The sequence below is a fragment of the Niveispirillum sp. KHB5.9 genome (assembly GCF_048066115.1).
Taxonomy (GTDB): Bacteria; Pseudomonadota; Alphaproteobacteria; order Azospirillales; family Azospirillaceae; genus Niveispirillum.
The window spans coordinates 17,384-39,922 of sequence record NZ_JBLTYX010000012.1; the positions used below are offsets into that span (position 1 = coordinate 17,384).

The window sequence follows — 22,539 nt, forward strand, 5'->3', positions numbered from 1 at the left end:
TGACGCTGTATCTTTGCTTCACGCGCAAAACTGATCTGCATTCACGCGTGCCGAAAGGATAGGTTTCCACCAGTTTTTTAACCATTCAGTTACGGGTCGCCCGTATAGTCCGCCCCATCAAACGGACGTCGCGAGTAAAAAGTGCCCTTGAGCGCCGATGCCGCGATGTTTCCATGAAGTGTCTAGTTAATTGTCTGGCGTGGCCAAGTCCTGAAGAGGGGGTCGCGTCACAAGGTCAGTAAAGTGTCGCCACCGATGGCATGGCACCCCCGCCCGGGTGCGAATGTTGTTGACGCTGGCGGTATTCCACTGGCACGTCCCGCCACCGTCGTTGAACCGAACCTCGCCATCATAAGGAATTGGACACACCATGAAGACCGCCCTGCTGTTCGCCACCGCCCTGCTGTCCCTGTCCGCCACCTCCGCCTTCGCCGCCGGCTGCGAGCAGGGTGCTCCGCCGTCGCTGGTGGATGGCGCCACGGCCACCCAGGAGCAGATGGGTGAGACGATGAAGGCGGTGAAGGCTTATATCGTGGCCACCGAAGAATACCAGGCGTGCCTGGAAGCCGCCGGCAAGGGTGGCAAGATGGATCTGGACGCCTACAACAAGTCGGCCGCCCGCATGGAAGCGCTGGCCGCCGATTTCAACAAGCAGCTGAAGACCTTCAAGGCCCGCAACGGCTGATCGGTCGCTGCGACATCTTCGGCCGCCCGTCATCTCCGTCGGGCAGGCTGTTTGACGAGAAACCTGTGCTGGGAAACCGGCACAGGTTTTTCCATATTTTGGCCCATGCTATGCTGCCTTCCGATGCGTGACGGGGGTATATGGCGTGATTGAATGGCAGGATGCACCGGCAGATTGCCCCATCTGTGCGGATCTGGAGGCCGATCCTGTCGGCACCATGCAGAGCGGCGGCTGGCTGGCTGATCCCGAAGACAGCCTGGTCCGTCAGGACCGCTCCATCCCCCTGATCGCCTGCCGAACCTGCGGCCATGTGCGGCTGGGGGTGCAGTATGACGACGCCTTCCTGGCCAATCTCTACAGTTCCGACCGGGTCATCGGCAGTGATCAGCCGATCTGCGGTGGTGAGGATACGCTGGCCTTCTGCCAGGAAGAGGTGTTCGCGGCGACCGGCCCGATCCTGGATGTCGGCTGCGGGCGGGGGGAGATCCTGCGGCTGCTGCGCGATGGCCATGGCGTGCCTGTCGAACGCCTGATGGGGCTGGATTTCCAGCGCCTGCTGCCCGAGGGGATACCGTTCCGGCCTGTGGACCTGAATCGCTTGCCGTCGGGACCGGAGGGGGAACTGGGGGCCGGAATGCTGTTCTGCACCCATGTGCTGGAACATGTGCGGGAGCCCAGAGGCTTCCTGCGCTCCCTTCGCACCATGCTGGCCCCCGGTGGCCACGCCTATATAGAGGTGCCGGACTTTGGTGCGGTCGATGCTCGGCTGGCCTGCGTCCATCCTCTGGTCGTGCCCCAGCATCTGCATTATTTCACGCTCGATAATCTGACGGCGCTGCTGCGGTCCTGCGGGTTGGCATTGGTGCGGGCGGATGCCCGGCGCGGGGTGCTGCGTACCCTGGTCCGCCGTGTCGACAGCACCGATGCCGCCCGCAGCGTCGCTTTCAGCCTGGATATCCTGGCCGCGCGGCGCCACGCCATCGCCCGGACCATCGTGGCGGAGGTCGAAGCCGGCGGGACCGTGGGGCTCTGGGGGCTGGGCATGGATTATGCCCGCATGGCCGGGCTCCATCCGCCATTGGCCGACATGGTGTCGGCGGGGCGCCTGACCCTGTTCGACCTGTTGCAGGCCGGTCGCCGGCTCGAAGGCCGGATGATCCTGTCCCCCGACGCGATCACCGGATTCGGCGGCACGGTTTGGTTGCTGCCCTCCCCGGACCTGATTGCCCGGCGCATGCTGGCCGCGGCCAGGGCCGCCGGCTGGCCGCCGGGGCGGATCCGTGACCCTTGGCGCGGGGCCACTGCCGTCACGGTACCTGCATTCGTGCATGAATTTACCATTCCGTCCCGCCCCAGGCGGAATTGACGTACCCCCTAAGATGATTTTATCCTTATCCCCAAGTTTAGGGAGATAATGGCTTCAAAGCCTAATAGTCAGTCAGTTGGGGATAACTTGGCACCCAATAAAACCGGGGAAATAAAGCAACCGTCGTGGCGGCACGTACGGATGCTTTATTGCCTAAAATTTTATTGTTCAAGGGGTGCCCATATCATGAAGAAAGCAATCCTGAGTACCGTCCTCTCCCTGTTTTTTCTGACCGGTGCGGCCTATGCCGGCTGCGAGCAGGGGGACCCGCCGGCCCTGCCCGATGGCTCGGCAGCATCGGAAGCGGAAATGGCCGACGCCGTGAAGGCCGTGAAGGCCTATATCGCCTCGACCGAGGAATATCAGGCCTGCCTGACCATGGAGGGCAAGCGCGGCAAGATGGACGTGGAAAGCTATAACAAGTCCACGGAACGTATGGAAAAGCTGGCGGCGAACTTCAACAAGCAGTTGAAGGCTTTCAAGAGCCGCGGCGGCTGATCCGGACGGGAGCGGTTTTCGGGTAACCGGAAGCCGCTCCGGCGGCGCCCCCTGCCATGTGCCACGTTCCGGCCGATGGGGGGCCGGAACGCGCAAGGCCAATTACCCGCCAGATTGCGTAGTGGTCCTGTCACCGTTACATGGCACCCTTGCGCGCTACGCTCAACCATTCCGCACATGCGGCATGGTCGTATTGCGATGCAAGGGTTTACGCCATTTTCTGTCGCCGGCACGTCCGTACGCTCATGCAAAATTCCACGGGCGTGCGGACATGAGCGGGGACCTTTGGATGGTTGATCCCGGTTCCCATAGTGCTAAAGTGCCGCCCGCGTGGGGAGGACCCCCGTGTGCGGCCCGGCGGACCCCCTGCCGGACCGGCCCGTCTCCCATCCAGAGCAAGACGGCTGACCGATGAATATCCATGAGTACCAGGCCAAGAGCCTGCTGAAGAAATACGGCGTCGCGGTGCCGCGCGGCGGCGTCGCTTACACGCCGGACGAAGCCGCCAAGGTTGCCACCGAACTGGGTGGTCCCGTCTGGGTGGTCAAGTCGCAGATCCATGCCGGCGGCCGTGGTGCCGGTCGTTTCAAGAACGACCCCAACGGCAAGGGCGGTGTGCGCGTCGTCAAGAGCGTGGACGATGTGAAGTCCAACGCCGCCGCCATGCTGAACCAGGTGCTGGTCACCAAGCAGACCGGTGAAGCGGGCAAGGAAGTCGGCCGCCTCTATATCGAGGAAGGTGCGGACATCAAGCGCGAGCTGTATCTGTCGATGCTGCTGGACCGCGGTTCCTCGCGCGTCACCATCGTCGCCTCCACCGAGGGCGGCATGGAGATCGAGGAAGTGGCGCACAGCCATCCGGAAAAGATCACCAAGGTTGCCATCGACCCGGTCGAAGGCCTGCAGGGCTATCACGCCCGCAAGGTCGCCTTCGCCCTGGGCCTGGAAGGCAAGCAGGTCGGTGCGGCCGCCAAGTTCATGGCCGCCATGTACAAGGCCTTCGTGGACCTGGACATGAGCATGGTCGAGATCAACCCGCTGGTCGTGACCGGTGCCGGTGACGTCATTGCCTTGGATGCCAAGGTCAACTTCGACGACAACGCGCTCTACCGTCACCCGGACGTGGAAGAGCTGCGCGACCCGACGGAGGAAGAAGCCTCGGAGACGGAAGCTACCAAGCATGGCCTGAACTATGTGAAGCTGGATGGCAACATCGGCTGCATGGTCAACGGCGCCGGCTTGGCCATGGCCACCATGGACATCATCAAGCTGTATGGCGGCGAGCCGGCCAACTTCCTGGATGTCGGCGGCGGTGCCACCAAGGAACGCGTCACGATCGCCTTCAAGCTGATCCTGTCCGATCCGAATGTCGAAGGCATCCTGGTCAACATCTTCGGCGGCATCATGCGCTGCGACGTCATCGCGGAGGGCGTTGTCGCCGCCGCGCGTGAAGTGTCCCTGCACGTTCCGCTGGTTGTCCGCCTGGAAGGCACCAACGTCGATCTGGGCAAGAAGATCCTGGCCGACAGCGGCCTGCCGATCCTGTCGGCCGACAACCTGGCCGACGCCGCGGAAAAGATCGTCAAGGCCGTGAAGGAGGCCGCGTAACATGGCCGTTCTCGTCAACAAGGACACCAAGGTCATCTGCCAGGGCTTCACCGGCGCGCAGGGGACCTTCCATTCCGAACAGGCCATCGCCTATGGCACCAAGATGGTCGGCGGCGTCACGCCCGGTAAGGGCGGTTCCAAGCATCTCGACCTGCCGGTGTTCGACACCGTGGCCGACGCGGTGCTGAAGACCGGCGCCAATGCCTCGGTCATCTATGTGCCGCCGCCCTTCGCGGCCGACGCCATCCTGGAAGCCATCGATGCCGAACTGCCGCTGGTGGTCTGCATCACCGAAGGCATCCCGGTGCTGGACATGGTCCGCGTCAAGCGCGCGCTCGCCAACAGCGGCACCCGCCTGATCGGCCCGAACTGCCCCGGCGTCATCACCCCGGATGAGTGCAAGATCGGCATCATGCCCGGCCACATCCACAAGCGCGGCAAGATCGGCATCGTCAGCCGCTCCGGCACGCTGACCTACGAAGCGGTTGCTCAGACCACGGCCGCCGGCCTGGGTCAGACCACCTGCATCGGCATCGGCGGCGATCCGGTCAACGGCACGAACTTCGTGGACGCGCTGGAGATGTTCGCCAAGGATCCGGAAACCGAAGGCATCATCATGATCGGCGAGATCGGTGGTGACGCTGAGGTGAACGGCGCCGAATACATTAAGGCGTCGGGCCTGAAGAAGCCTGTCGTCGGCTTCATCGCCGGTCGCACGGCCCCTCCGGGGCGCCGCATGGGCCATGCCGGTGCCGTGATCTCCGGCGGTAACGACACCGCCGAGTTCAAGGTGGAGGCGATGCGCGCCGCCGGTATTCATGTGTCCGAAAGCCCGGCCAGCCTGGGTTCGACCATGGTGAAGGCGCTGGGCTGATCTATCGGCCTGGAGCGTGTGAGTAGAAAACCCCGCCGGATCGCTCCGGCGGGGTTTTTGTTTGGTATTCTCAGCCCTACCGCTCCGACCCGTCCGCCGCCCATGTCGGCGGCTGGCTGGCCAACTCGCTTTCCGCCACGCGGGCCGAGGCCGCGTAGAGGCGGGCCGCGCGTTCGCCCTTTTCCATGGGCGTCAGGGGCTGGCCGCGTTCCTGGGCATCGCGCTCCACATGGTGGATCATGGCGGCCAGGAGATAGGTGTTCAGTTCGGACCCGCGCAGGTCGGCAGCCTCCGCGCGCCTGCCGGTGGCGGGCGTGGCGGCGATGGCGACCATGTGCGGGGGCAGCATCATCTCCCCCTCGCCGGTCAGCAGCCAGTTCAGGTTCACGCCGCGATGCGCCAGCTCCACCAGCCATTCCACCTTGGGCGGACCGGCATCCCCCTCATAGGCGCTGTAGGTGGAGTTGGGCAGGCCCAGATGTTGTGCCATGTCCGACCGTCGGTCAAAACCGAGTCGCTTGCGCAATTCCCGCAAGCGCTGTGCAATGGCGCTGTTCATGCCCCGCCCCCACCATGGAAGGATCGGCCAGAATATGCGGGGGAAATTGGTTCAGTGACCCAATCATGATGTGGGTGCGGGCCGGGCCAGCAGAGGATACGAGATCGCATCCTGCTGTATGCAACTCCGGGTTCCGATATTCCATGGGGCGGCCACTGCCGGAGGACGCCAATTGACGGTGGATTATCGTTGAATTCCCGTTTTTCGATGCGTAAACTCGTTTTCAAGAGGTTGAGCCTTTGCAAAATGAAACGGAAGCCGGCACACGAAATAAATGGGCCGGCATTTTTCCGGTTTCTGCGACATTGCAGTTCGGCTGAATGAGCCGGTGGCAGAAGGCGCGGAAATAGCAGCCCCGACAGCAAGATCGAGGTGTCCCTGTATTCTGATATGGAACTGTCTTTGGGACGGCGCGGATGCCGTATGTAGTCTCCATCCGTTCGATTGAAATGGATGGTGACTGAAAAGGCGCCCGCTTGTCAAAGTCGGTTGCAGCCGGACAGGGGTTATTTGGTTGGGTCATATGACCAAACCTGATAATCGCCGACGCGAATTCTGGCGTTGGTTGTATTCCGAAAGGGTGTAAGTTCCTGTATTTGAGCCCCTCCAACATGCAAGCGTATGTCGAAATGACTATTTTTCACCGGCGAGGAGACCGGTTGCAACAGGGGTAACCCCAAACGGTTATATTTCCGTTACCAGCCGGCATTTTTACCCCGCGAGGTTGCGGGGGGGGGGCCTACCGTCCGGCGCGCATGGCGGCGGATTCGCCCGGCTGGTCGTTGGAGGCGGCGGGACGGGGGGCGGTGCCGCGGGCGACATGATCGGCCGGGAAGCGGAAGCGGAACACGGTTCCGCGGCCCAGCACGCTGTCGACCGAGACCACGGCGCCGTGCAGTTCCGCCAGGGCGCGGGCGATGGACAGGCCCAGGCCGGTGCCGTTCTGGTGGTCCTGCACCCGTCCCACCTGTTCGAACGGCCGCCAGATGCGTTCCAGATCGCCTTCGGGGATGCCGACGCCCGTGTCGGTGACGGACAGGACGAGCCGCCCGTCGGCGCGATCGAATTCCGCCGCCAGCCGGATGTCGCCGCCATCGGGGGTGAACTTCACGGCATTGCCGACAATGTTCAGCAGCAGCTGGCGCAGGGCCCGCTCGTCGGCCAGCAGCAGCAGCGGTTCGCCTGTCGGCAGTTCGACACCGATGGACAGGTGCTTGTTCTGGGCAAGGCCCTGGGCGATGCGCTGGATCTGCCGCAATTCGCCCTCCAGCGGGATCCAGCAGGGTTCCAGCGTCAGGCGCCCCGCCTCGATCTTCGACAGATGCAGCATGTCGTTGATGACCGAGAGCAGGTGCTTGGCCGCGACCGTGATGTCGCCAGCATATTCGACATGGCGCGGGTCGGGCGGGGTGCCGTCGCGTTCCCCGCTGGCGATCATGCCGGCAAAGCCCAGGATGGCGTTCAGGGGCGTGCGCAGCTCATGGCTCATGGTCGCGATGAAGGCGGACTTGGTCTGCGAGGCCTCCTCCGCGGCCAGACGGGCGGCTTCCGCCGCCGCAGCCTTGGCCTGGGCCGTCACGTCCACCACGGTGGCCTGGATGGCATAATGCCCGTCCCAGACGATGCGGCGGGCCAGCACATCGACATGGATCAGCGATCCGTCGCGCTTCACATTGGGCGCGGAGCGGATGATGGGTAGCTTGCCGCCTGCCAGCAGGATGGACCAGGCCCGGTTGGCCTGGTCGCGGCCCGGCTCGGGAATGATGTCGTCCAGACTGATCGACATCACGTCCAGCACCGAGGCGTAATCCAGCATCTGGGCATAGGCCGGGTTGCAGAACAGGATGCGCTTGCCGGAATGGACGACGATGCCCTGGACGGAGCCTTCCACCATGTCGCGCAGGCGCTGTTCATTGGCGCGCAGCGCCTGTTCGATGTCGCGCGCCTCCGTCACGTCGCGCGCCTCCACCATCAGGCGGGCCGCTCCATCGGGCCCGGGATCGATGGGGGTGACGGACAGGTCGAAGACCAGGGGGGCGCCCGTCTCCGGGCCGGTGGCGGCATCGAAGCGGATGGTGGCGCCCTGGCCCGCCGCTTGTACGGCGGAGATCAGCCGCTCACGCAGGCCCGGCGCACCCCGCCACCAGGGCGTATCCCAAAGCGTCAGGCCCAGAACCTGGGCAGGGGCGAAGTCACCCACGCGCAGGGCGGCGCGGTTGGCGGCGCGCACCGTGCCGTCACCGTCCAGCAGCACCAGACCCAGCGAGGTACTGTTGAAATAGGAGGAGAAGAGGGGATCGGCCCCCGCGAGTCCTCCGGCAGACATATCCAACGCCGTCGTATCCGACGCGACCATCAGGCAACCCCATATGATGCCTGATCGCGTCCCACCGACGCCGGGGCATCCGCCATTTGGAAAAATGGGAAAGGGTCGACGCGTTACATACGCCACCGGCCCGGTTGATCCTTTCTGGATGAAAAAAAGGGGCCCGGCAACAGAATGTTGCCGGGCCCCGGCTATTGGACGCCATATTTGACGAAACGTCGCGGGGTCAGCTGGTGGCCGCGTCGCCATGGCCGTTCAGGCGCTGGGCCAGGGCCGCCTGGAGGAACTTATCTAGGTCGCCATCCAGCACGCCGCCGCTGTCCGACGTTTCGACATTGGTGCGCAGGTCCTTCACCATCTGGTAGGGCTGCAGGACGTAGGAACGGATCTGGTGGCCCCAGCCGATATCGGTCTTGGTGGCTTCCAGGGCGTTGGCCGCTTCCTCGCGCTTGCGCAGCTCCATCTCATAGATGCGGGCGCGCAACATGTCCCAGGCCTTGGCCCGGTTCTTGTGCTGGCTGCGTTCCTGCTGGCACGAGACCACGATCCCGGTGGGGATGTGGGTGAAGCGCACGGCGGAATCGGTCTTGTTCACGTGCTGGCCGCCGGCGCCGCTGGCGCGGAACGTATCGACCTTCACGTCCTTCTCATTGATCTCGACATTGATCTTGTCGTCGATCACCGGGGTCACGGAGACCGAGGAGAAGGAGGTGTGGCGCCGCGCCTGGCTGTCGAACGGGCTGATGCGCACCAGGCGGTGCACGCCCGTCTCCGACTTCAGCCAGCCATAGGCATTGTGGCCCTTGATCTGGATGGTTGCGGACTTGATGCCGGCCTCTTCGCCGTTGGTCTCGTCCAGCAGTTCGACCTTGTAGTCGTGCTGTTCGGCCCAGCGCGTATACATGCGCAGGAGGATCAGGGCCCAGTCCTGGGCCTCCGTGCCGCCGGCGCCGGCATTGACTTCCAGGAAGGCGTCGTTGGCGTCGGCCTCGCCGGAAAGCAGGCTTTCCAGCTCCATGGTGGCGGCGCGGTCCTTCAAGGCGAAGACGGCCTTCTCGGCCTCGGCGATCATGTCCTGATCGCCTTCCATCTCCGCCATTTCCAGAAGTTCCAGATTGTCCTTCAGATCGCGTTCCAGCTGCCTGGTCCCGTTCAGGGACGATTCCAGCTGGTTCTTCTCGCGCAGAAGCTTCTGGGCCCGGTCGCTGTCATTCCACAGGTTCGGGTCTTCGGTCAGTGCGGTCAGTTCGTCGAGGCGGAACAGGGATTTCTCCCAGTCAAAGATGCCTCCTCAGCAGGCCCAAGGACTGTTCCACAGCCTCGGACACCGCCTGGATTTCGGCACGCATGGCATGCTCCGATCTGCAAGCTCTGGCCGGCCCGGAAATGGTCCGGGGGCGGCCACGTTGGAAAGGGGCCTGTTTACCCCCGGACGATGCCCGAGGCCAAGCCAATTCCCGACATGGCCGCCCCCGGTTTCAGGGAACGGTGGGGTTGAACCGTTCGATCAAGAGGCCAACGGCATGGAGTTACATATCCATGCCGTTGATGCCTGAGGGCACGTCAATCAAAACCGATAGCCGACGCCGACGCCGAAGATCCACGGATCAAGGTCGACCTTGGCATTGACCGGGCTGACCAGGCCGGCATTGACCTTGACGTCGGTGTTCAGCCACAGCTTCTTGACGTCCAGGTTCAGCGACCATTTGTCGGTCAGCGCGAAATCGACACCGGCCTGGGCCGCGAGGCCGAAGGAATTGTCATAGTCGATGCCGAGTGCCGCACCGGGATCGTCGCCGTAGAAAATGGTGTAGTTCACACCAGCGCCGATATAGGGGCTGACCTTGCCCTTGGGGTTGAAATGGTACTGCACAGTCACCGTCGGCGGCAGCAGCCAGACATCGCCCAGATCGACCGAGGCGCCCAGCGGCGAGCCCTTGGCGGCCACATCATGGTGCGTGGTGCCCAGGATCAGTTCGGCGGCGATGTTGTCGGTGAAGAAATAGCTGAAATCCAGTTCCGGCACGGTGGAGTTGCTGACGGCGGCATGGCCGGCGATCCCGGTGGTGCCCAGCTTCAGGTCGCTGCTCTCGTCGGGCTTCACATGGATGATGCGGCCACGGACCAGCAGGTCACCGGCGGCCTTTTCCGCAAGGGCCGGCACAGCGGCGGCGGCACCAATCGTCAACGCGGCGGCAAGCGCCGGCACAGCGAACTTCTTCATGGGAACAAGGCTCCTATATCATGTGCCGGGCGAATATTTCCGCCGGCTCCTGGACGCCGTTTCACGCGTCGTTTACAGGATTGACTTATAGAAGCCTTGGTCGAGGCCTTCCCTGACTTGGATCAATTTGATTAACGTGCCTGCCATCATTATCCGAATGGCAGATGCGCCCATGCTGCGCGACAACATGAAACGGCGCCCGCATGGGCGGGGGCCGGTGGCAGGAAGATTGGCAAGGGGAGGGGGTCAGGAGCGCTTCTTGTCCACGGGCGTGGCGTCGGCGGCGCGGCGGGTGCGCTGCCAGGCGTCCAGCGTGCGGCGCAGATTGGCCGCGGCCTCCCGCTGCAGGGCCGTGCGGCCGGCGGCGGGGCTGTTGAAGGCGGACTCCAACTCCTCCTGCTCGGTCAGGCAGGCCTCATAGCTGAGAAGGGCGGTGCGGTCGCTGTCGATACGGTCGGCCTGACCGCTCTGGATCCCGCCATCGATGCGCGGCAAGGTGCAGGTGACCGCGGAAGCGGGGCCGGCCAGCAACAGGGCGGTCAGGGCGATGAACCAGGATTTCAAGGACATTTGCGGACACCCGCCAGAGACTGGCCCAAGAGACTGGCAACGGCCGCGCGGGGCCATGCTTCAAGCAAAGAGTCGCATGAAAGCCGGTACCAGGACAGGGTGTAAATCACACCAAAAGGTCATAATCCCGGTTCGGGGCACCCTGTCATAAAGATCAGGGTTTGACGCCGGCCGCACGCAGGGCCACGGCCAGACCGGCCACGGTACTGTCTCCCAGGCGGGGGATGATCCGGATATCACCCGCCGCCTCGGCCAGGCCGGCATGCTCGACGGGACCGGGGAAATCGGCCAGGATCACGTCCCAGGCGTCGGGCGCCTTGCGCAGCACCTGCACGGCGCGGGCCGGGGTGGAAACCAGCGTCACCTCGCAGCCATAGCCGTCCAGTTCCAGGATCACCGGATCGGCGTCGGCGGCCGACGATACCATCAGCACATGCACGGCGGCGGTACGGGTGGAGGACGGAATGCGCTCGGCCAGCACCATGGCCTGACGGCCGGCATCCTGGATGCGGCGGGCGAAGTCGCGCTGAGGCCCGTCGGGCAGGTCCTCCTCCAGGAAGGAGGCGAAGCCCAGCAGCGCGTTCAGGGCATTGACCAAGTCATGGCGCAACCCGCGCGGAAGCCCGTTGGCGTCCAACGCGGGCGGCACCGGGGCCGGATCAGCGGGCAAGGCCCAGCTCCACGGCGCGCATGGCGGCCTGGGTACGGTTCTTGGCGCCCAGCTTGCGGCAGAGGCCGCGGATATGCAGCTTCACCGTCACCTCCTCCAGGTCGAGCGCGCGGGCGATTTCCTTGTTGGACTGGCCCTTCAGCAGGAAGTCCAGCACCTCGCGCTCGCGCCGGGTGAAGGTGCTGTTCAGCGCGTTGCCGTCCGTCGCCATGGCGCTTTCGGGCAGGTTCTCCGGCATGAACACTTCGCCGGCCGCCATGCGCTGCACGGCTTGCAGCAGGATGGAGCCGGGAAGCGTCTTGGGCAGGAAGCCCACGGCGCCATGGGCCATGGCCAGGCGGATATCCTCGTTCTTCGCCTCGCCCGACATCAGGGCGATCTTCAGCGAGGGATAGCGTTCGCGCAGACGGACAAGGCCGTTCAGGCCGTTCATGCCGGGCATCCGCAGGTCGAGCAGCAGAATCTCGAAGGGCTGGCCATCGTCCAGCACCTTCAACGCCTCGCTCACCGTGCCCACGCCTTGCACGAAAGTGCCGGGGGCTTCCCGCTCGAAATGCGAGCGCAGGGCGTCACGCAGCAGGTCATGGTCATCGGCAATCAACAGGCGCATGATTTTTGCCCAATGTGATCGGGTTCTAGCCAGTATATTACAGCAACGGGCGATTGCGCATAGCCCCTGTTTAAGCACTCACCGGAAGGAAGGCCTAGGGCCTATGCCGTTTGGCAGATTTCGTTGGCCCGATCGGGAGTATCTCTCTTTTGCTTTGACTTGGGATGGTGCCTGGGCTAACCATGCGCGGAGGTGAAAGGTGATGCCATTCGCCGGGATGCCCTGGTGCATTCCGCTTTGTCCGGCCTGCTGCTTGGTGGGCTGGGGCGAATCACCGGAAGCGGGTTTGTCGGACCTTAGCTTCCCATGTGGCCATCGCCGGGACCGATCTCCCCGATCTGTCCTGCCACCGCTTCTTCCCCATCTTCTAATGTCCAGGTCAGTCCGTCGCGAAGTCCCGTGCTGCCGGTCCCCGTTCTGATTCCATCCGATCCGAACAGTTGGCCGTGATCCCGCCCCAATCGGGGCGCATCCATGAGGGGGACCCATCCCCGCTTCATCCCAGGGGGCTCCGCCCCCCTTTCATCCCAGGGGGCTCCGCCCCCCTTTCGCCCCAGGGGCTCCGCCCCCACTTCATCCCAGGGGGCTCTGCCCCCACTTCATCCCAGGGGGCTCTGCCCCCGTCCCGCAACCGGCCTCCCGGCCGACCGAAGCCAGAACCCGATGAATCTCCAGGAACTCAAGGCCAAGACCCCCGCCGAGCTGCTCGCCTTTGCCGAAGAGCTGCAGATCGAGAATGCCGGCACCCTGCGCAAGCAGGACATGATGTTCGCGATCCTCAAGCAGCTGGCCGACAATGACGTGCCGATCTATGGCGAGGGCGTGCTGGAAGTGCTGCCCGACGGGTTCGGCTTCCTGCGCAGCCCGGAAGCCAACTATCTGCCCGGCCCGGACGACATCTATATCTCGCCCAGCCAGGTGAAGCGCTTCGGCCTGCGCACCGGCGACACGGTGGAAGGCCAGATCCGCGCGCCCAAGGATGGCGAGCGGTATTTCGCCCTGCTGAAGGTCAACACCATCAATTTCGACCACCCGGACAAGGTGCGTCACCGTATTAACTTCGACAATCTGACCCCGCTGTACCCGGACGAGCGGCTGAAGCTGGAGGTCGAGGTCGACAATACCGGCAAGGGCCGCAAGGACATGACCACCCGCGTCATCGACCTTGTTGCCCCGCTGGGCAAGGGCCAGCGCGCCCTGATCGTGGCGCCGCCGCGCACCGGTAAGACGGTGATGCTGCAGAACATCGCCCATTCCATCGCCACCAATCATCCGGAAGTCTATCTGATCGTCCTGTTGATCGACGAGCGTCCGGAAGAAGTGACTGACATGGCCCGTTCCGTGCGCGGCGAGGTGGTGTCGTCCACCTTCGACGAGCCGGCGACCCGCCATGTGCAGGTGACGGAGATGGTGCTGGAGAAGGCCAAGCGCCTGGTCGAGCACAAGCGCGACGTGGTCATCCTGCTGGACAGCATCACCCGCCTGGGCCGCGCCTACAACACCGTGGTTCCCTCGTCGGGCAAGGTGCTGACCGGTGGTGTGGACGCCAACGCCCTGCAGCGCCCCAAGCGCTTCTTCGGTGCCGCCCGCAATATCGAGGAAGGCGGCTCGCTGACCATCATCGCCACGGCCCTGATCGATACGGGCAGCCGCATGGACGAGGTGATCTTCGAAGAGTTCAAGGGCACGGGTAACAGCGAAATCGTCCTGGACCGCAAGCTGTCCGACAAGCGCATCTTCCCGGCGCTGGACATCCAGAAGTCCGGTACCCGCAAGGAAGACCTGCTGGTCGACAAGGGTGCGATGGCCAAGATGTGGATTCTGCGCCGCATCCTGAACCCGATGGGCCCGCAGGACGCGGTCGAATTCCTGGTCGACAAGCTGAAGCAGTCGAAGACCAACAACGACTTCTTCGACAGCATGAACCAGTAAGGCGCCCTCAGGCGCCGGGCGCCGCCATCCGGCGGCTTGGCTACGCGGGCATGTGCCCGCGGGCGCTCAACGCGCCAACCAAGCTGTAATGAGCTGCACTCATTACAGCTTGGTATAAAGGTATTATTCTCATTGTGAAAAGCGCCGCCGCCGGGCAACCGGGGCGGTCTTTTTCTTATCCTTCCGCCAGAAGGATTAGACCGTAAGACAGGCGGATTTCCGCGCTTTTCATAGTCCGGGTGACGGCCGTCACGGCGGTGGCCAACAATAATGGATAGGGTCGGGGAAATCGGTCATGCGTGCCTTTGAAATGTCATGGAACCGGCGCATGATCAGATCGTTGCCTCGTGGACCCGCAGATGCCCGCCGCAAGGCCCGGACAGGAGGAAATGCCAATGGAAAACAATACTCTCATCCTCGACCTTGATGAGGAGCTGCTGGGCGAAGCCAGCCTCGGTGAATTGCTCTCCGACCCCATCGCCCTGTTGCTGATGGATCGTGACGGTGTGGCCCCGGAAGATGTGCTGCGCATCGTCCGCGTGACTGCCGGCCGTATCGCCAGCAACGATTGCGGCAAACCGGCCACGGTATTCTCCGCGGCCTGAGCTTTCGCGCGGTATCCGGGCGGAGTGATTTCCCCGTCCGATTGAACTGCCGCTTCCGGCGTGCCATATGCAATCGGCCGAGATTGCAATGCCGGAGGGGTTAGAAGTGCCCGACAGCCTGAACCATGCCGACCTGGGCGAGTTGCCCGCCTGGGACCTGTCCGACCTTTATGCCGGCCCCGACAGCCCTGTGCTGTCGGGCGATCTGGACAAGGCGGAAAAGGACGCCGCCGCCTTTGCCGGCCGCTATCAGGGCCAACTGGCGGGATTGACCGGTGCAGAGCTGGCTGCCGCCATCGCCGAATATGAGATGCTGGACGAGGTGCTGTCGAAGATCATGTCCTTCGCCGGCCTGCTCTATGCCTCCAACATGGCCGATCCCAATATCGGCCGCTTCTATCAGGGCATGAGCGAGCGGGTGACGGTCATCTCCGTGCATCTGCTGTTCTTCACGCTGGAGATCAACCGGCTGGAGGATGCGGCCCTGGAGGCCAAGTTGGCCCACCCGGATCTGGCCGCCTATGGCCCCTTCCTGCGCGATACCCGCATCTTCCGTCCGCACCAGCTGTCGGACGAGGTGGAGAAGCTGCTTCATGAAAAGCATGTGGCCGGCCGCGCCGCCTGGACCCGCCTGTTCGATGAACATCTGGCGGAACTGCGCTTCACTGTGCGGGGGGAGGAGTTGACGTCGGCCCAGGCGCTGAACCTGCTGTCCTCCACCGACCAATCCTTGCGCAAGGAAGCCGCCCAGGTGTTGGGCGAGGTGCTGGGCAAGAACCAGCGCACCTTCGCCCATATCACCAACACCCTGATCAAGGACAAGGAGATCGAGGATCGCTGGCGCAACTATGCCAACCCCTGGTCGTCCCGCAACCTGGCCAACCAGGTGGAGGATGAAGTGGTGGATGCGCTGCTGTCGTCGGTCCGGTCAGCCTATCCGCGCCTGGCCCACCGCTATTACAGCCTGAAGGCCAAATGGTTCGGGCAGGACAAGCTGGATTACTGGGACCGCAACGCGCCGCTGCCCGGCGATGACGACCGCAAGATCCCCTGGACCGACGCCAAGCGCATCGTGGCCGACGCCTATGCCCGGTTCAGCCCGCGCATGGCGGAGATCGGCCAGGAATTCTTCGACAAGCCGTGGATCGACGTACCGCCGCGGCCCGGCAAGAACCCCGGCGCCTTCGCCCATCCGGTGGTGCCGTCGGCCCATCCTTACCTGCTGGTCAACTATATGGGCCGCACGCGCGACGTGATGACGCTCGCGCATGAGCTGGGCCATGGCGTGCATCAGTATCTGTGCCGCGCCCAGGGGCATTTGCAGGCCTCGACCCCGCTGACGCTGGCTGAAACCGCCTCGGTGTTCGGGGAGATGCTAACCTTCCGCAGCCTGCTGGACGCCACCACCGACCCGAAGAAGCGCAAGGCGCTGCTGGCCGGCAAGGTGGAGGACATGATCAACACCGTCATCCGCCAGATCGCCTTCTACCAGTTCGAGCGCAAGCTGCACACGGAGCGGCGTGAGGGCGAGCTGTCGGCCGAGCGCATCGCCGATATCTGGATGGAGGTGCAGACGGAAAGCCTGGGCCCGGCCTTCCGGTGGGAGGACAGCTATCGCCCCTACTGGACCTATATCGGGCATTTCGTGCATTCGCCCTTCTATGTCTACGCCTATGCCTTCGGGGATTGCCTGGTGAACAGCCTGTATGCGGCGTACCAGGAGGCGGCGGCCAAGGGCCAGGGCGCGGAGTTCGCCGACAAATACATGGAAATGCTGTCGGCCGCCGGCACCCTGCACCATGGCGACCTGCTGGCCCCGTTCGGCCTGGACCTGAAGGACCCGTCCTTCTGGAACAAGGGCCTGGGCCTGCTGGACAGCTTCATCACGGAGCTGGAGGGGCTGTGAAGGTTCGGCTGAGTTTGGGTTACTTGGGTTCGGTGATTTCAACCGTCATTCCCGCGCACGCGGGAATCCAGCGTGAGGCGCGGTCAGCGCCGGTATGATACCAATTCCCGATGATTTGGACTCATCGGGAATTGGTACGGCGGCGACTGCCGCCGCGCGGCACGTGCCGCGTAGCCAAGCCCACGGATGTGGCGCCGGCGACTGAGGGGCATAAATGATTGACCAAAGGGCAATCATTTATGCCGACGGTATGAGTCATATCACGGCAGACGCCGCTCATGCTGGATCCCCGCTTTCGCGAGGATGACGGTAGAAGGGAGCTGTCACGAGGGTGCCCGAGAGTTTCCCTGAGGTCTCGCCGTGCGGGCGAGGACGAAAGTCAAAAAAAGGGGGGAAGCGGGCGACCGCTTCCCCCCTTTTCGCGCTCAACCCGTCCGATGCCGTCAGCCGGCATCCACCGGGATGGTCAGGAAGGCCGTCGTCTCGCCGCGGCGGACCTGGACCAGCGCGTTCTTGCGGCCCGCCTTGGTGGCCGCTTTCACCTGCGTCGCCACGTCGGCCGGCTGGGCCACCGGGGCATTGTTGACGGAGGTGATCAGGTCGCCGGGGCGCAGACCTTCCACCCCATCGCCCACATCCAGCACGACCACGCCGCTGGCATCGGTGGGCAGGCGCAGGCGCTGGCGCCACTGGTCGGTCAGGCCGGACAGTTTCAGGCCGGCGACTTCCTCGCCATCCTGCTTCTGGGCTTCGGCCTTGGCCAGGCGCTGCTGCGGCTGGCCGGGGGCCTGTTCGACCGTCACGGGGATTGTCTTTTCCTTGCCGTCGCGCCAGACGGCCAGATCCAGTTTGGCACCCGGCTTCACCTGACCGACATGGCGGGCCAGATCGCGGGTATCCTTGACCGGCTTGCCGCCGGCCGACAGCACGACGTCACCCGGCTTCAAGCCGGCCTTTTCCGCCGGGCTCTTGGGTTCCACGGCGGCGATCAGGGCACCGCCCTCCTTGGCCAGCCCCAGCCCATCGGCCAGTTCCTTGGTGACACCCTGCAAATTCACGCCCAGCCAGCCGCGCTCCACCTTGCCGTCGCGCTTCAGTGCCTCGACCACCGGCTTGGCCAGGTTGGACGGGATGGCGAAGCCGATGCCCACCGACCCGCCATTGGGGGTGAAGATGGCGGTGTTGATGCCGATCACGTCGCCGGCCATGTTGAAGGTCGGGCCGCCGGAATTGCCGGAATTGATCGAGGCATCCAGCTGGATATAGTCGTCATAGGGGCCAGAGCCGATATCGCGTGACCGGGCCGACACGATGCCGGCGGTCACCGTGCCACCCAGGCCGAACGGGTTGCCCACGGCCACCGCCACATCGCCCACGCGCACCTTGTCGCTGTCGGCGAATTTCAAGGCGGGCAGGGGCTTGTCGGTTTTGACCTTCAGCACAGCCAGATCGGTGCGCTCATCCTCGCCGATCACCTCGGCCTCGCGCTCCGTCCCGTCGCTGAAGGCCACCGTCACCTGATCGGCATCGGCGATGACATGGCGGTTGGTCACCACATAACCGGTGCTGTCGAACACGAAGCCGGAACCCAGCGCGCGGGCCACAGGCGCCCCACGGCCCTCACCGCGGCCGCCCTGGCCCGGCAGGCCCGGCATGCCGAAGCGGCGCAGGAATTCCTCGAACTCCGGCGGCAGATTGCGGGCATTGGTGCGGGCGGGTGCGGTCTGGGCGGCGGTGATGGTCACCACGGCGGGCGACACCCGCTCCACCAGATCAGCCACGCCGCCGGCGGCCAGCACCTCTGCGGGCGCGGCGCGGGCGGTCTCGATGGTCGCAGGACCCAGCAGGGCGGTACCGGCAAGCAGGGCCATGGCCAGGTTGCGGCGGAAGGCCCGGGTGGTGGGAAGCGACATCATGGTCTCCATTCTTTTTCTCTACCTCAGCACCGCTCGTTCATATCCGGCGGCGCTGTTGATGGTTGCAGCCTGCCAGGGGTCTGCCGACAGGCGGCTGACAGGCGGATGAAAATTCTGTCATCCGATCCGGGATCGAGGGTGGGTTCGGATCGGTCCGCTTTCAAGCGCCGTCACATGAAACTTTGTTCATCTTCCCGTAAGGTACCTGTCAGCGGGCCTGGATTAGGGTGCAGACATGAATCGACGGGGCACCTGAGCCCCACACCCCCCCGCCCCCTCGGTCCATTAGTGAGGTCGGCGGGGACCGCTTCCCCACTCTCCGGTCCCCGCCGCCGCCTCACCTGCGACAGTTCGTACATCGTAAGTCTCTCTCGTCCCCTGTGGCCGGGCGGCCCCCACCGCCCGGCCATATCTTTTTTGTCCCCTCAGGCGCCGGGCGCCGACATCCGTCGGCTTGGCTTACACGACCACGCGGTCCCGGGCCGGCGGTCGCCGGCCTGCAGCGGTTCGCACCGCTGCCCCAATTCGTTGAGCCGGTATTTCCAAGCGAACCCGTCCGGGTTTAGGATGCGCCCATCATGAAGATCCTTGTCATCGAAGACGACCGTGCCACCGCCGATTATCTGGTCAAGGGCCTGAAAGAGGCCGGCCATGTGGTCGATCATGCCGACAATGGCCGCGACGGGCTGTTCCTGGCGGCGTCCGAACCCTATGACACGCTGGTCGTGGACCGCATGCTGCCCGGCCGCGACGGGCTATCGCTGCTGGAGGTGCTGCGCACCACGGGCAATGACACGCCGGCCCTGGTCCTGTCGGCGCTGGGCAGCGTCGATGATCGGGTCAAGGGGCTGCGCGCCGGGGCCGATGATTACCTGACCAAGCCGTTCGCCTTTGCCGAACTGCTGGCACGGCTGGAGGTGATGCAGCGCCGGTCGAAGGGCGGCGGGTCCGCCCCCGTCACCAAGCTTCAGATCGCCGATCTTGAGATGGATTTGCTGGCCCGCACGGTGAAGCGCGCCGGCAAGCCGGTCGACCTGCTGCCGCGCGAGTTCCAGTTGCTGGAGTACCTGATCCGCAATGCCGGCAATGTGGTGACGCGTACCATGCTGCTGGAAAATGTCTGGGACTATCATTTCGATCCGCAGACCAATGTCATCGACGTGCATATCGCCCGGCTGCGCCAGAAGATCGACAAGGATCATCCGGCGGCCCTGATCCATACCGTCCGCGGGGCGGGGTACGTGATCCGTGAGCCGGCTTAACTTCCTGCGCACCACCAGCTTCCGGCTGGCCGCCTTCCATCTGGCGCTGTTCACGCTCTCGGTCATGGTGGTGCTGGGGGTGGTCTATTGGTTCACTGCCGGCTTCATCAACCGCCACACGGAGGAAACCGTGCTGCGGGAGGTGAGCGAGCTGACCGACGCGCTGAACGACCGGGGCCGCATGGGCCTGCTGCGCATCGTGTCGGAACGGGCGGGCGACGGGCGCACCGACATGATCTATGCCCTGACCACGCCCGCCCATGACATCATCGCCGGCAACCTGGCCAACTGGCCGTCGGGCGATCCGGGGCCGGGATGGGTGGAATTCGACATCAAGAGCCGCAAGGAACCGGGTCGCAAGCGCCAAGCCGTGGCCATCATCCTGCCGATCGAGGGCATCGGCTGGCTGCTGGTCGGGCACGACATGACCGACCGCTACCTGCTGCGCGGGCAATTGCTGACCGGCCTGATTTGGGCCGTGTCGCTGGCGCTGGCCGTGGGCATGCTGGGTGCTGTCTATATGAGCCGGCGGGTGGCGGAACGGATCGAGAGCATCAACCGCACCATCGACCGCATCACCGCCGGCGCCTTCGCTGATCGGATGCAGGTGACCGGGTCGGGCGACGAGATCGACCGGCTGGTGATGAAGCTGAACCGCATGCTGGACGAGATCGGCCGGCTGATGCTGGGCATGCGGCAGGTCACCGACAATGTCGCCCACGACCTGCGCACACCCTTGTCGCGCCTGCGTGCAAGGCTGGAGCTGGCGCAGCGGGATGAGAGCCTGTCGGATGCGCAGTTCGCCACCCTGGAACAGGCCATCGCCGATATCGACCGGCTGCTGGGCGTTTTCAACGCCATTCTGACCATCGCGGCGGCGGAAACCGGCCGGGCGCGTACCGATTTCGAACCGGTGGATCTGGCAGCATTGGCGGCGGAGGTGGCGGAGCTTTACGCGCCGCTGGCGGAGGAACGCGGCCTGTCCATGGATGTGTCGGCGCCGGAGCCGGTCAGCGTCAGCGGCAGCCGCCAGCTTCTGGCCCAGCTGGTCAGCAACCTGATCGAGAATGCGGTGAAATACAGCCCCGATCACGGCCATGTCATCGTGTCGGCGGGGATCGATGGTGGCCGTCCCGCCCTGTCGGTGGCCGACCAGGGGCCGGGCATCCCCGTCGATCAACGCGACAAGGTGCTGGAACGGTTCGTCCGGCTGGAGGCGCATCGCGGCACGCCGGGCCATGGGCTGGGCCTGTCGCTGGTCGCGGCGGTTGCGCGGCTGCACGGCGCCGACCTGGCCCTGTCGGACGCGCGCGAGGATGGGGAGGCGCCGGGGTTGAAGGTGGAATTGCGGTTCCCGGCATAGAATTATATGTGAATACTTTCATATAATTGTATTCAGTCATTTTTTGTTTGACGGATATCAGAAAATAATCCTATATCTGTCCTTGCCAAGGCCATAGCCGCGTCCAGACCGAAAGGTCGGCGGCGGGCCTGGCACCATCGTCCCCTCCCATCGCCTGACCACGGGTCCTGGCGCCGGTAACCGTTGATACCCAACGGCCGGCGGCCGGGGCCCGTGCTTTTTCAGGCATCCCCCATTGCCGCCCGACATGCGGCCGGACCCCCGGGTCCGGCAACCGCGACGGCTGCGCCCACGACAGGAATGAGGTCCCAGGATGTCCACCGACATCGAGAAATCGTTCGTGAAGCAGTACGAACGCGAGGTGCATGAGGCGTATCAGCGGCTGGGTTCCAAGCTGCGCGCCACGGTGCGGTCGAAGAACAATGTGAAGGGTGCCAGCACGGTCTTCCAGAAGGTCGGCAAGGGCATCGCCAGCACCAAGTCGCGCCATGGCAATGTCCCGGTGATGAACCTGGACCATGGCACGGTCGAATGCGCGCTGGCCGATTACTATGCCGGCGACTGGGTCGACAAGCTGGACGAGCTGAAGACCAATATCGACGAGCGCGCGGTGATCGCCAATGCCGGCGCCTACGCGCTGGGCCGCAAGACGGATGAGCTGATCATCACCCGTCTGGACACGGCCACTACCTATGCCGGTGCCGACACGGACGGCCTGACCCGCGACAAGGTGCTGGCGGCGTTCGAACTGCTGGGCGGGGCGGACGTGCCCGATGACGGCCAGCGCTATGCCGTGGTCGGCTGGAAGCAATGGAGCCAGCTGCTGGGCATCGAGGAATTCGCCAGCGCCGAATATGTCGGTGACGGTGAGCTGCCCTGGCGCGGCACCCAGGCCAAGCGCTGGCTGGGCACGCTGTGGATGCCGCATTCCGGCCTGACGCTGGGGGCCGGCAATGTCCGCCTCTGCCATTGGTACCACAAGAATGCCGTCGGCCATGCCAGCGGGTCCGACGTGGCCAGCGACATCACCTGGCACGGCGATCGCGCCGCGCATTTCGTCAACAACATGATGTCCCAGGGTGCCGCTCTGATCGACGCCGCCGGCGTCATCACCCTGCGCTGCAAGGAGTGAGGCCCATGTCCTATCTGTCCCGGGACCTGTCGGTCCTTGCCTATGCCAACGGCTTCACGCTCTGGCACTACACCACGCCGGACGCGCACACCGCCGTGCGGGCGACCGGTTATTTCAACGCGGCCAGCCACATGCTGCGCCTGGGCGACATGATCCTGGCCAATACCGGCGTCGGCGGCACGGCCGTCGCGGGCATCCTGCTGGTCAACGCCAATGCGGGCGGGTCGGTCGATACCGCCGACCTGACCCAGGTGGGGGCGGCGGATACGGATTGAGTTAGGTGAGCCACACAGGCGCAGCATTCCGGTGTGTCCTGCGTGGCTTCCTCTTACTTGCGCTTCGACTGACTCAAGACAGTTCCCGCCAATTGCTTTGAGGTAACGGTTGTTCGCGAGTCTGCCAGCACTTTGCCCGCCAAACTAGCAAGAGCAGT

General features: G+C 64.4%; 20 protein-coding genes. 12 read left to right on the top strand and 8 right to left on the bottom strand.

The annotated features are described in order from the left end of the window. The first annotated feature begins 370 nt into the window (after window positions 1–370). From ACM9HJ_RS18825 to sucD, 5 genes are all read left to right on the top strand, one after another. On the top strand, window positions 371–685 hold the full coding sequence (locus tag ACM9HJ_RS18825) for a hypothetical protein (protein WP_416573302.1): 315 nt from the start codon (window positions 371–373) through the stop codon (window positions 683–685). A gap of 145 nt (window positions 686–830) precedes the next feature. Continuing rightward, complete coding sequence (locus ACM9HJ_RS18830) at window positions 831–2,051, top strand: class I SAM-dependent methyltransferase (RefSeq protein WP_416573303.1); 1,221 nt, start codon at window positions 831–833, stop codon at window positions 2,049–2,051. Window positions 2,052–2,237: 186 nt separating this feature from the next. Further along, window positions 2,238–2,549, top strand: a complete 312-nt coding sequence (locus ACM9HJ_RS18835; protein WP_416573304.1) for a hypothetical protein — start codon at window positions 2,238–2,240, stop codon at window positions 2,547–2,549. Window positions 2,550–2,960: 411 nt separating this feature from the next. Then, window positions 2,961–4,157 carry an ADP-forming succinate--CoA ligase subunit beta gene (gene sucC / locus ACM9HJ_RS18840; RefSeq protein WP_416573305.1) on the top strand — a complete coding sequence of 399 codons (1,197 nt, stop codon included), beginning with the start codon at window positions 2,961–2,963 and terminating at the stop codon, window positions 4,155–4,157. 1 nt (window position 4,158) lies between these two features. Continuing rightward, complete coding sequence (gene sucD / locus ACM9HJ_RS18845) at window positions 4,159–5,031, top strand: succinate--CoA ligase subunit alpha (protein WP_416573306.1); 873 nt, start codon at window positions 4,159–4,161, stop codon at window positions 5,029–5,031. 76 nt (window positions 5,032–5,107) lie between these two features. On the opposite strand, the gene ACM9HJ_RS18850 is transcribed toward sucD, so the two are convergent. The 7 genes from ACM9HJ_RS18850 to ACM9HJ_RS18880 all read right to left on the bottom strand — a co-directional run bounded on the left by ACM9HJ_RS18850 (window position 5,108) and on the right by ACM9HJ_RS18880 (window position 11,990). After that, window positions 5,108–5,590 carry a helix-turn-helix domain-containing protein gene (locus ACM9HJ_RS18850; protein WP_416573307.1) on the bottom strand — a complete coding sequence of 161 codons (483 nt, stop codon included), beginning with the start codon at window positions 5,588–5,590 and terminating at the stop codon, window positions 5,108–5,110. 739 nt (window positions 5,591–6,329) lie between these two features. Then, window positions 6,330–7,916 (bottom strand): ATP-binding protein, encoded by a 1,587-nt coding sequence (locus tag ACM9HJ_RS18855; RefSeq protein ID WP_416573308.1) that lies wholly within the window; start codon window positions 7,914–7,916, stop codon window positions 6,330–6,332. A 226-nt stretch (window positions 7,917–8,142) separates the two neighbouring features. After that, window positions 8,143–9,265 (bottom strand): peptide chain release factor 2 gene (prfB, locus tag ACM9HJ_RS18860; RefSeq protein WP_416573309.1). Its coding sequence is split into 2 segments (ribosomal slippage): window positions 8,143–9,195 and window positions 9,197–9,265, totalling 1,122 coding nucleotides; the frame shifts between segments, so codons are not numbered across the junction. Window positions 9,266–9,483: 218 nt separating this feature from the next. Further along, complete coding sequence (locus tag ACM9HJ_RS18865) at window positions 9,484–10,140, bottom strand: OmpW/AlkL family protein (protein ID WP_416573310.1); 657 nt, start codon at window positions 10,138–10,140, stop codon at window positions 9,484–9,486. A 246-nt stretch (window positions 10,141–10,386) separates the two neighbouring features. Then, window positions 10,387–10,710, bottom strand: coding sequence for a hypothetical protein (locus ACM9HJ_RS18870; protein WP_416573311.1), 324 nt, complete (start codon window positions 10,708–10,710; stop codon window positions 10,387–10,389). A 154-nt stretch (window positions 10,711–10,864) separates the two neighbouring features. Beyond that, window positions 10,865–11,380, bottom strand: a complete 516-nt coding sequence (locus ACM9HJ_RS18875) for a hypothetical protein (protein ID WP_416573312.1) — start codon at window positions 11,378–11,380, stop codon at window positions 10,865–10,867. Beyond that, window positions 11,370–11,990: a response regulator gene (locus ACM9HJ_RS18880; protein WP_416573313.1), complete on the bottom strand. Its 621-nt coding sequence runs from the start codon at window positions 11,988–11,990 to the stop codon at window positions 11,370–11,372. Before ACM9HJ_RS18880 ends, ACM9HJ_RS18875 begins: the two co-directional genes overlap by 11 nt. A 663-nt stretch (window positions 11,991–12,653) precedes the next feature. Between ACM9HJ_RS18880 and rho the strand changes: the two genes are divergently transcribed. The 3 genes from rho to ACM9HJ_RS18895 all read left to right on the top strand — a co-directional run bounded on the left by rho (window position 12,654) and on the right by ACM9HJ_RS18895 (window position 16,433). Beyond that, the gene (gene rho, locus ACM9HJ_RS18885; RefSeq protein ID WP_054168533.1) at window positions 12,654–13,922 is read left to right on the top strand and encodes a transcription termination factor Rho; all 1,269 of its coding nucleotides are present in this window, start codon (window positions 12,654–12,656) and stop codon (window positions 13,920–13,922) included. Between the two features lie 395 nt (window positions 13,923–14,317). Then, complete coding sequence (locus ACM9HJ_RS18890) at window positions 14,318–14,527, top strand: hypothetical protein (protein WP_416573314.1); 210 nt, start codon at window positions 14,318–14,320, stop codon at window positions 14,525–14,527. An 88-nt stretch (window positions 14,528–14,615) separates the two neighbouring features. Continuing rightward, entirely contained in the window at window positions 14,616–16,433 is a 1,818-nt protein-coding gene (locus tag ACM9HJ_RS18895; protein ID WP_416573315.1) for a M3 family oligoendopeptidase, read from the top strand. 443 nt (window positions 16,434–16,876) lie between these two features. On the opposite strand, the gene ACM9HJ_RS18900 is transcribed toward ACM9HJ_RS18895, so the two are convergent. Beyond that, on the bottom strand, window positions 16,877–18,349 hold the full coding sequence (locus ACM9HJ_RS18900; RefSeq protein ID WP_416573316.1) for a Do family serine endopeptidase: 1,473 nt from the start codon (window positions 18,347–18,349) through the stop codon (window positions 16,877–16,879). Between the two features lie 578 nt (window positions 18,350–18,927). On the opposite strand from ACM9HJ_RS18900, the gene ACM9HJ_RS18905 reads away from it, so the two are divergent. From ACM9HJ_RS18905 to ACM9HJ_RS18920, 4 genes are all read left to right on the top strand, one after another. Continuing rightward, window positions 18,928–19,611 carry a winged helix-turn-helix domain-containing protein gene (locus tag ACM9HJ_RS18905; RefSeq protein WP_416573317.1) on the top strand — a complete coding sequence of 228 codons (684 nt, stop codon included), beginning with the start codon at window positions 18,928–18,930 and terminating at the stop codon, window positions 19,609–19,611. Beyond that, complete coding sequence (locus ACM9HJ_RS18910) at window positions 19,598–20,974, top strand: sensor histidine kinase (protein WP_416573318.1); 1,377 nt, start codon at window positions 19,598–19,600, stop codon at window positions 20,972–20,974. Before ACM9HJ_RS18905 ends, ACM9HJ_RS18910 begins: the two co-directional genes overlap by 14 nt. A 313-nt stretch (window positions 20,975–21,287) precedes the next feature. Further along, the gene (locus ACM9HJ_RS18915) at window positions 21,288–22,106 is read left to right on the top strand and encodes a phage capsid protein (protein WP_416573319.1); all 819 of its coding nucleotides are present in this window, start codon (window positions 21,288–21,290) and stop codon (window positions 22,104–22,106) included. A gap of 5 nt (window positions 22,107–22,111) precedes the next feature. Further along, window positions 22,112–22,381: a hypothetical protein gene (locus ACM9HJ_RS18920; RefSeq protein WP_416573320.1), complete on the top strand. Its 270-nt coding sequence runs from the start codon at window positions 22,112–22,114 to the stop codon at window positions 22,379–22,381. Window positions 22,382–22,539 lie beyond the last annotated feature (158 nt).

What these genes read in the sequence shown, in the direction of transcription:
- ACM9HJ_RS18825 (WP_416573302.1), top strand. Translation starts at nt 371, where the DNA reads ATGAAGACCGCCCTGCTGTTCGCCACCGCCCTGCTGTCCCTGTCCGCC.
- ACM9HJ_RS18835 (WP_416573304.1), top strand. Translation starts at nt 2,238, where the DNA reads ATGAAGAAAGCAATCCTGAGTACCGTCCTCTCCCTGTTTTTTCTGACC.
- sucC (WP_416573305.1), top strand. Translation starts at nt 2,961, where the DNA reads ATGAATATCCATGAGTACCAGGCCAAGAGCCTGCTGAAGAAATACGGC.
- sucD (WP_416573306.1), top strand. Translation starts at nt 4,159, where the DNA reads ATGGCCGTTCTCGTCAACAAGGACACCAAGGTCATCTGCCAGGGCTTC.
- ACM9HJ_RS18850 (WP_416573307.1), bottom strand. Translation starts at nt 5,590, where the DNA reads ATGAACAGCGCCATTGCACAGCGCTTGCGGGAATTGCGCAAGCGACTC.
- ACM9HJ_RS18855 (WP_416573308.1), bottom strand. Translation starts at nt 7,916, where the DNA reads ATGTCTGCCGGAGGACTCGCGGGGGCCGATCCCCTCTTCTCCTCCTAT.
- ACM9HJ_RS18865 (WP_416573310.1), bottom strand. Translation starts at nt 10,140, where the DNA reads ATGAAGAAGTTCGCTGTGCCGGCGCTTGCCGCCGCGTTGACGATTGGT.
- ACM9HJ_RS18870 (WP_416573311.1), bottom strand. Translation starts at nt 10,710, where the DNA reads ATGTCCTTGAAATCCTGGTTCATCGCCCTGACCGCCCTGTTGCTGGCC.
- ACM9HJ_RS18880 (WP_416573313.1), bottom strand. Translation starts at nt 11,990, where the DNA reads ATGCGCCTGTTGATTGCCGATGACCATGACCTGCTGCGTGACGCCCTG.
- rho (WP_054168533.1), top strand. Translation starts at nt 12,654, where the DNA reads ATGAATCTCCAGGAACTCAAGGCCAAGACCCCCGCCGAGCTGCTCGCC.
- ACM9HJ_RS18890 (WP_416573314.1), top strand. Translation starts at nt 14,318, where the DNA reads ATGGAAAACAATACTCTCATCCTCGACCTTGATGAGGAGCTGCTGGGC.
- ACM9HJ_RS18895 (WP_416573315.1), top strand. Translation starts at nt 14,616, where the DNA reads ATGCCGGAGGGGTTAGAAGTGCCCGACAGCCTGAACCATGCCGACCTG.
- ACM9HJ_RS18900 (WP_416573316.1), bottom strand. Translation starts at nt 18,349, where the DNA reads ATGATGTCGCTTCCCACCACCCGGGCCTTCCGCCGCAACCTGGCCATG.
- ACM9HJ_RS18905 (WP_416573317.1), top strand. Translation starts at nt 18,928, where the DNA reads ATGAAGATCCTTGTCATCGAAGACGACCGTGCCACCGCCGATTATCTG.
- ACM9HJ_RS18915 (WP_416573319.1), top strand. Translation starts at nt 21,288, where the DNA reads ATGTCCACCGACATCGAGAAATCGTTCGTGAAGCAGTACGAACGCGAG.
- ACM9HJ_RS18920 (WP_416573320.1), top strand. Translation starts at nt 22,112, where the DNA reads ATGTCCTATCTGTCCCGGGACCTGTCGGTCCTTGCCTATGCCAACGGC.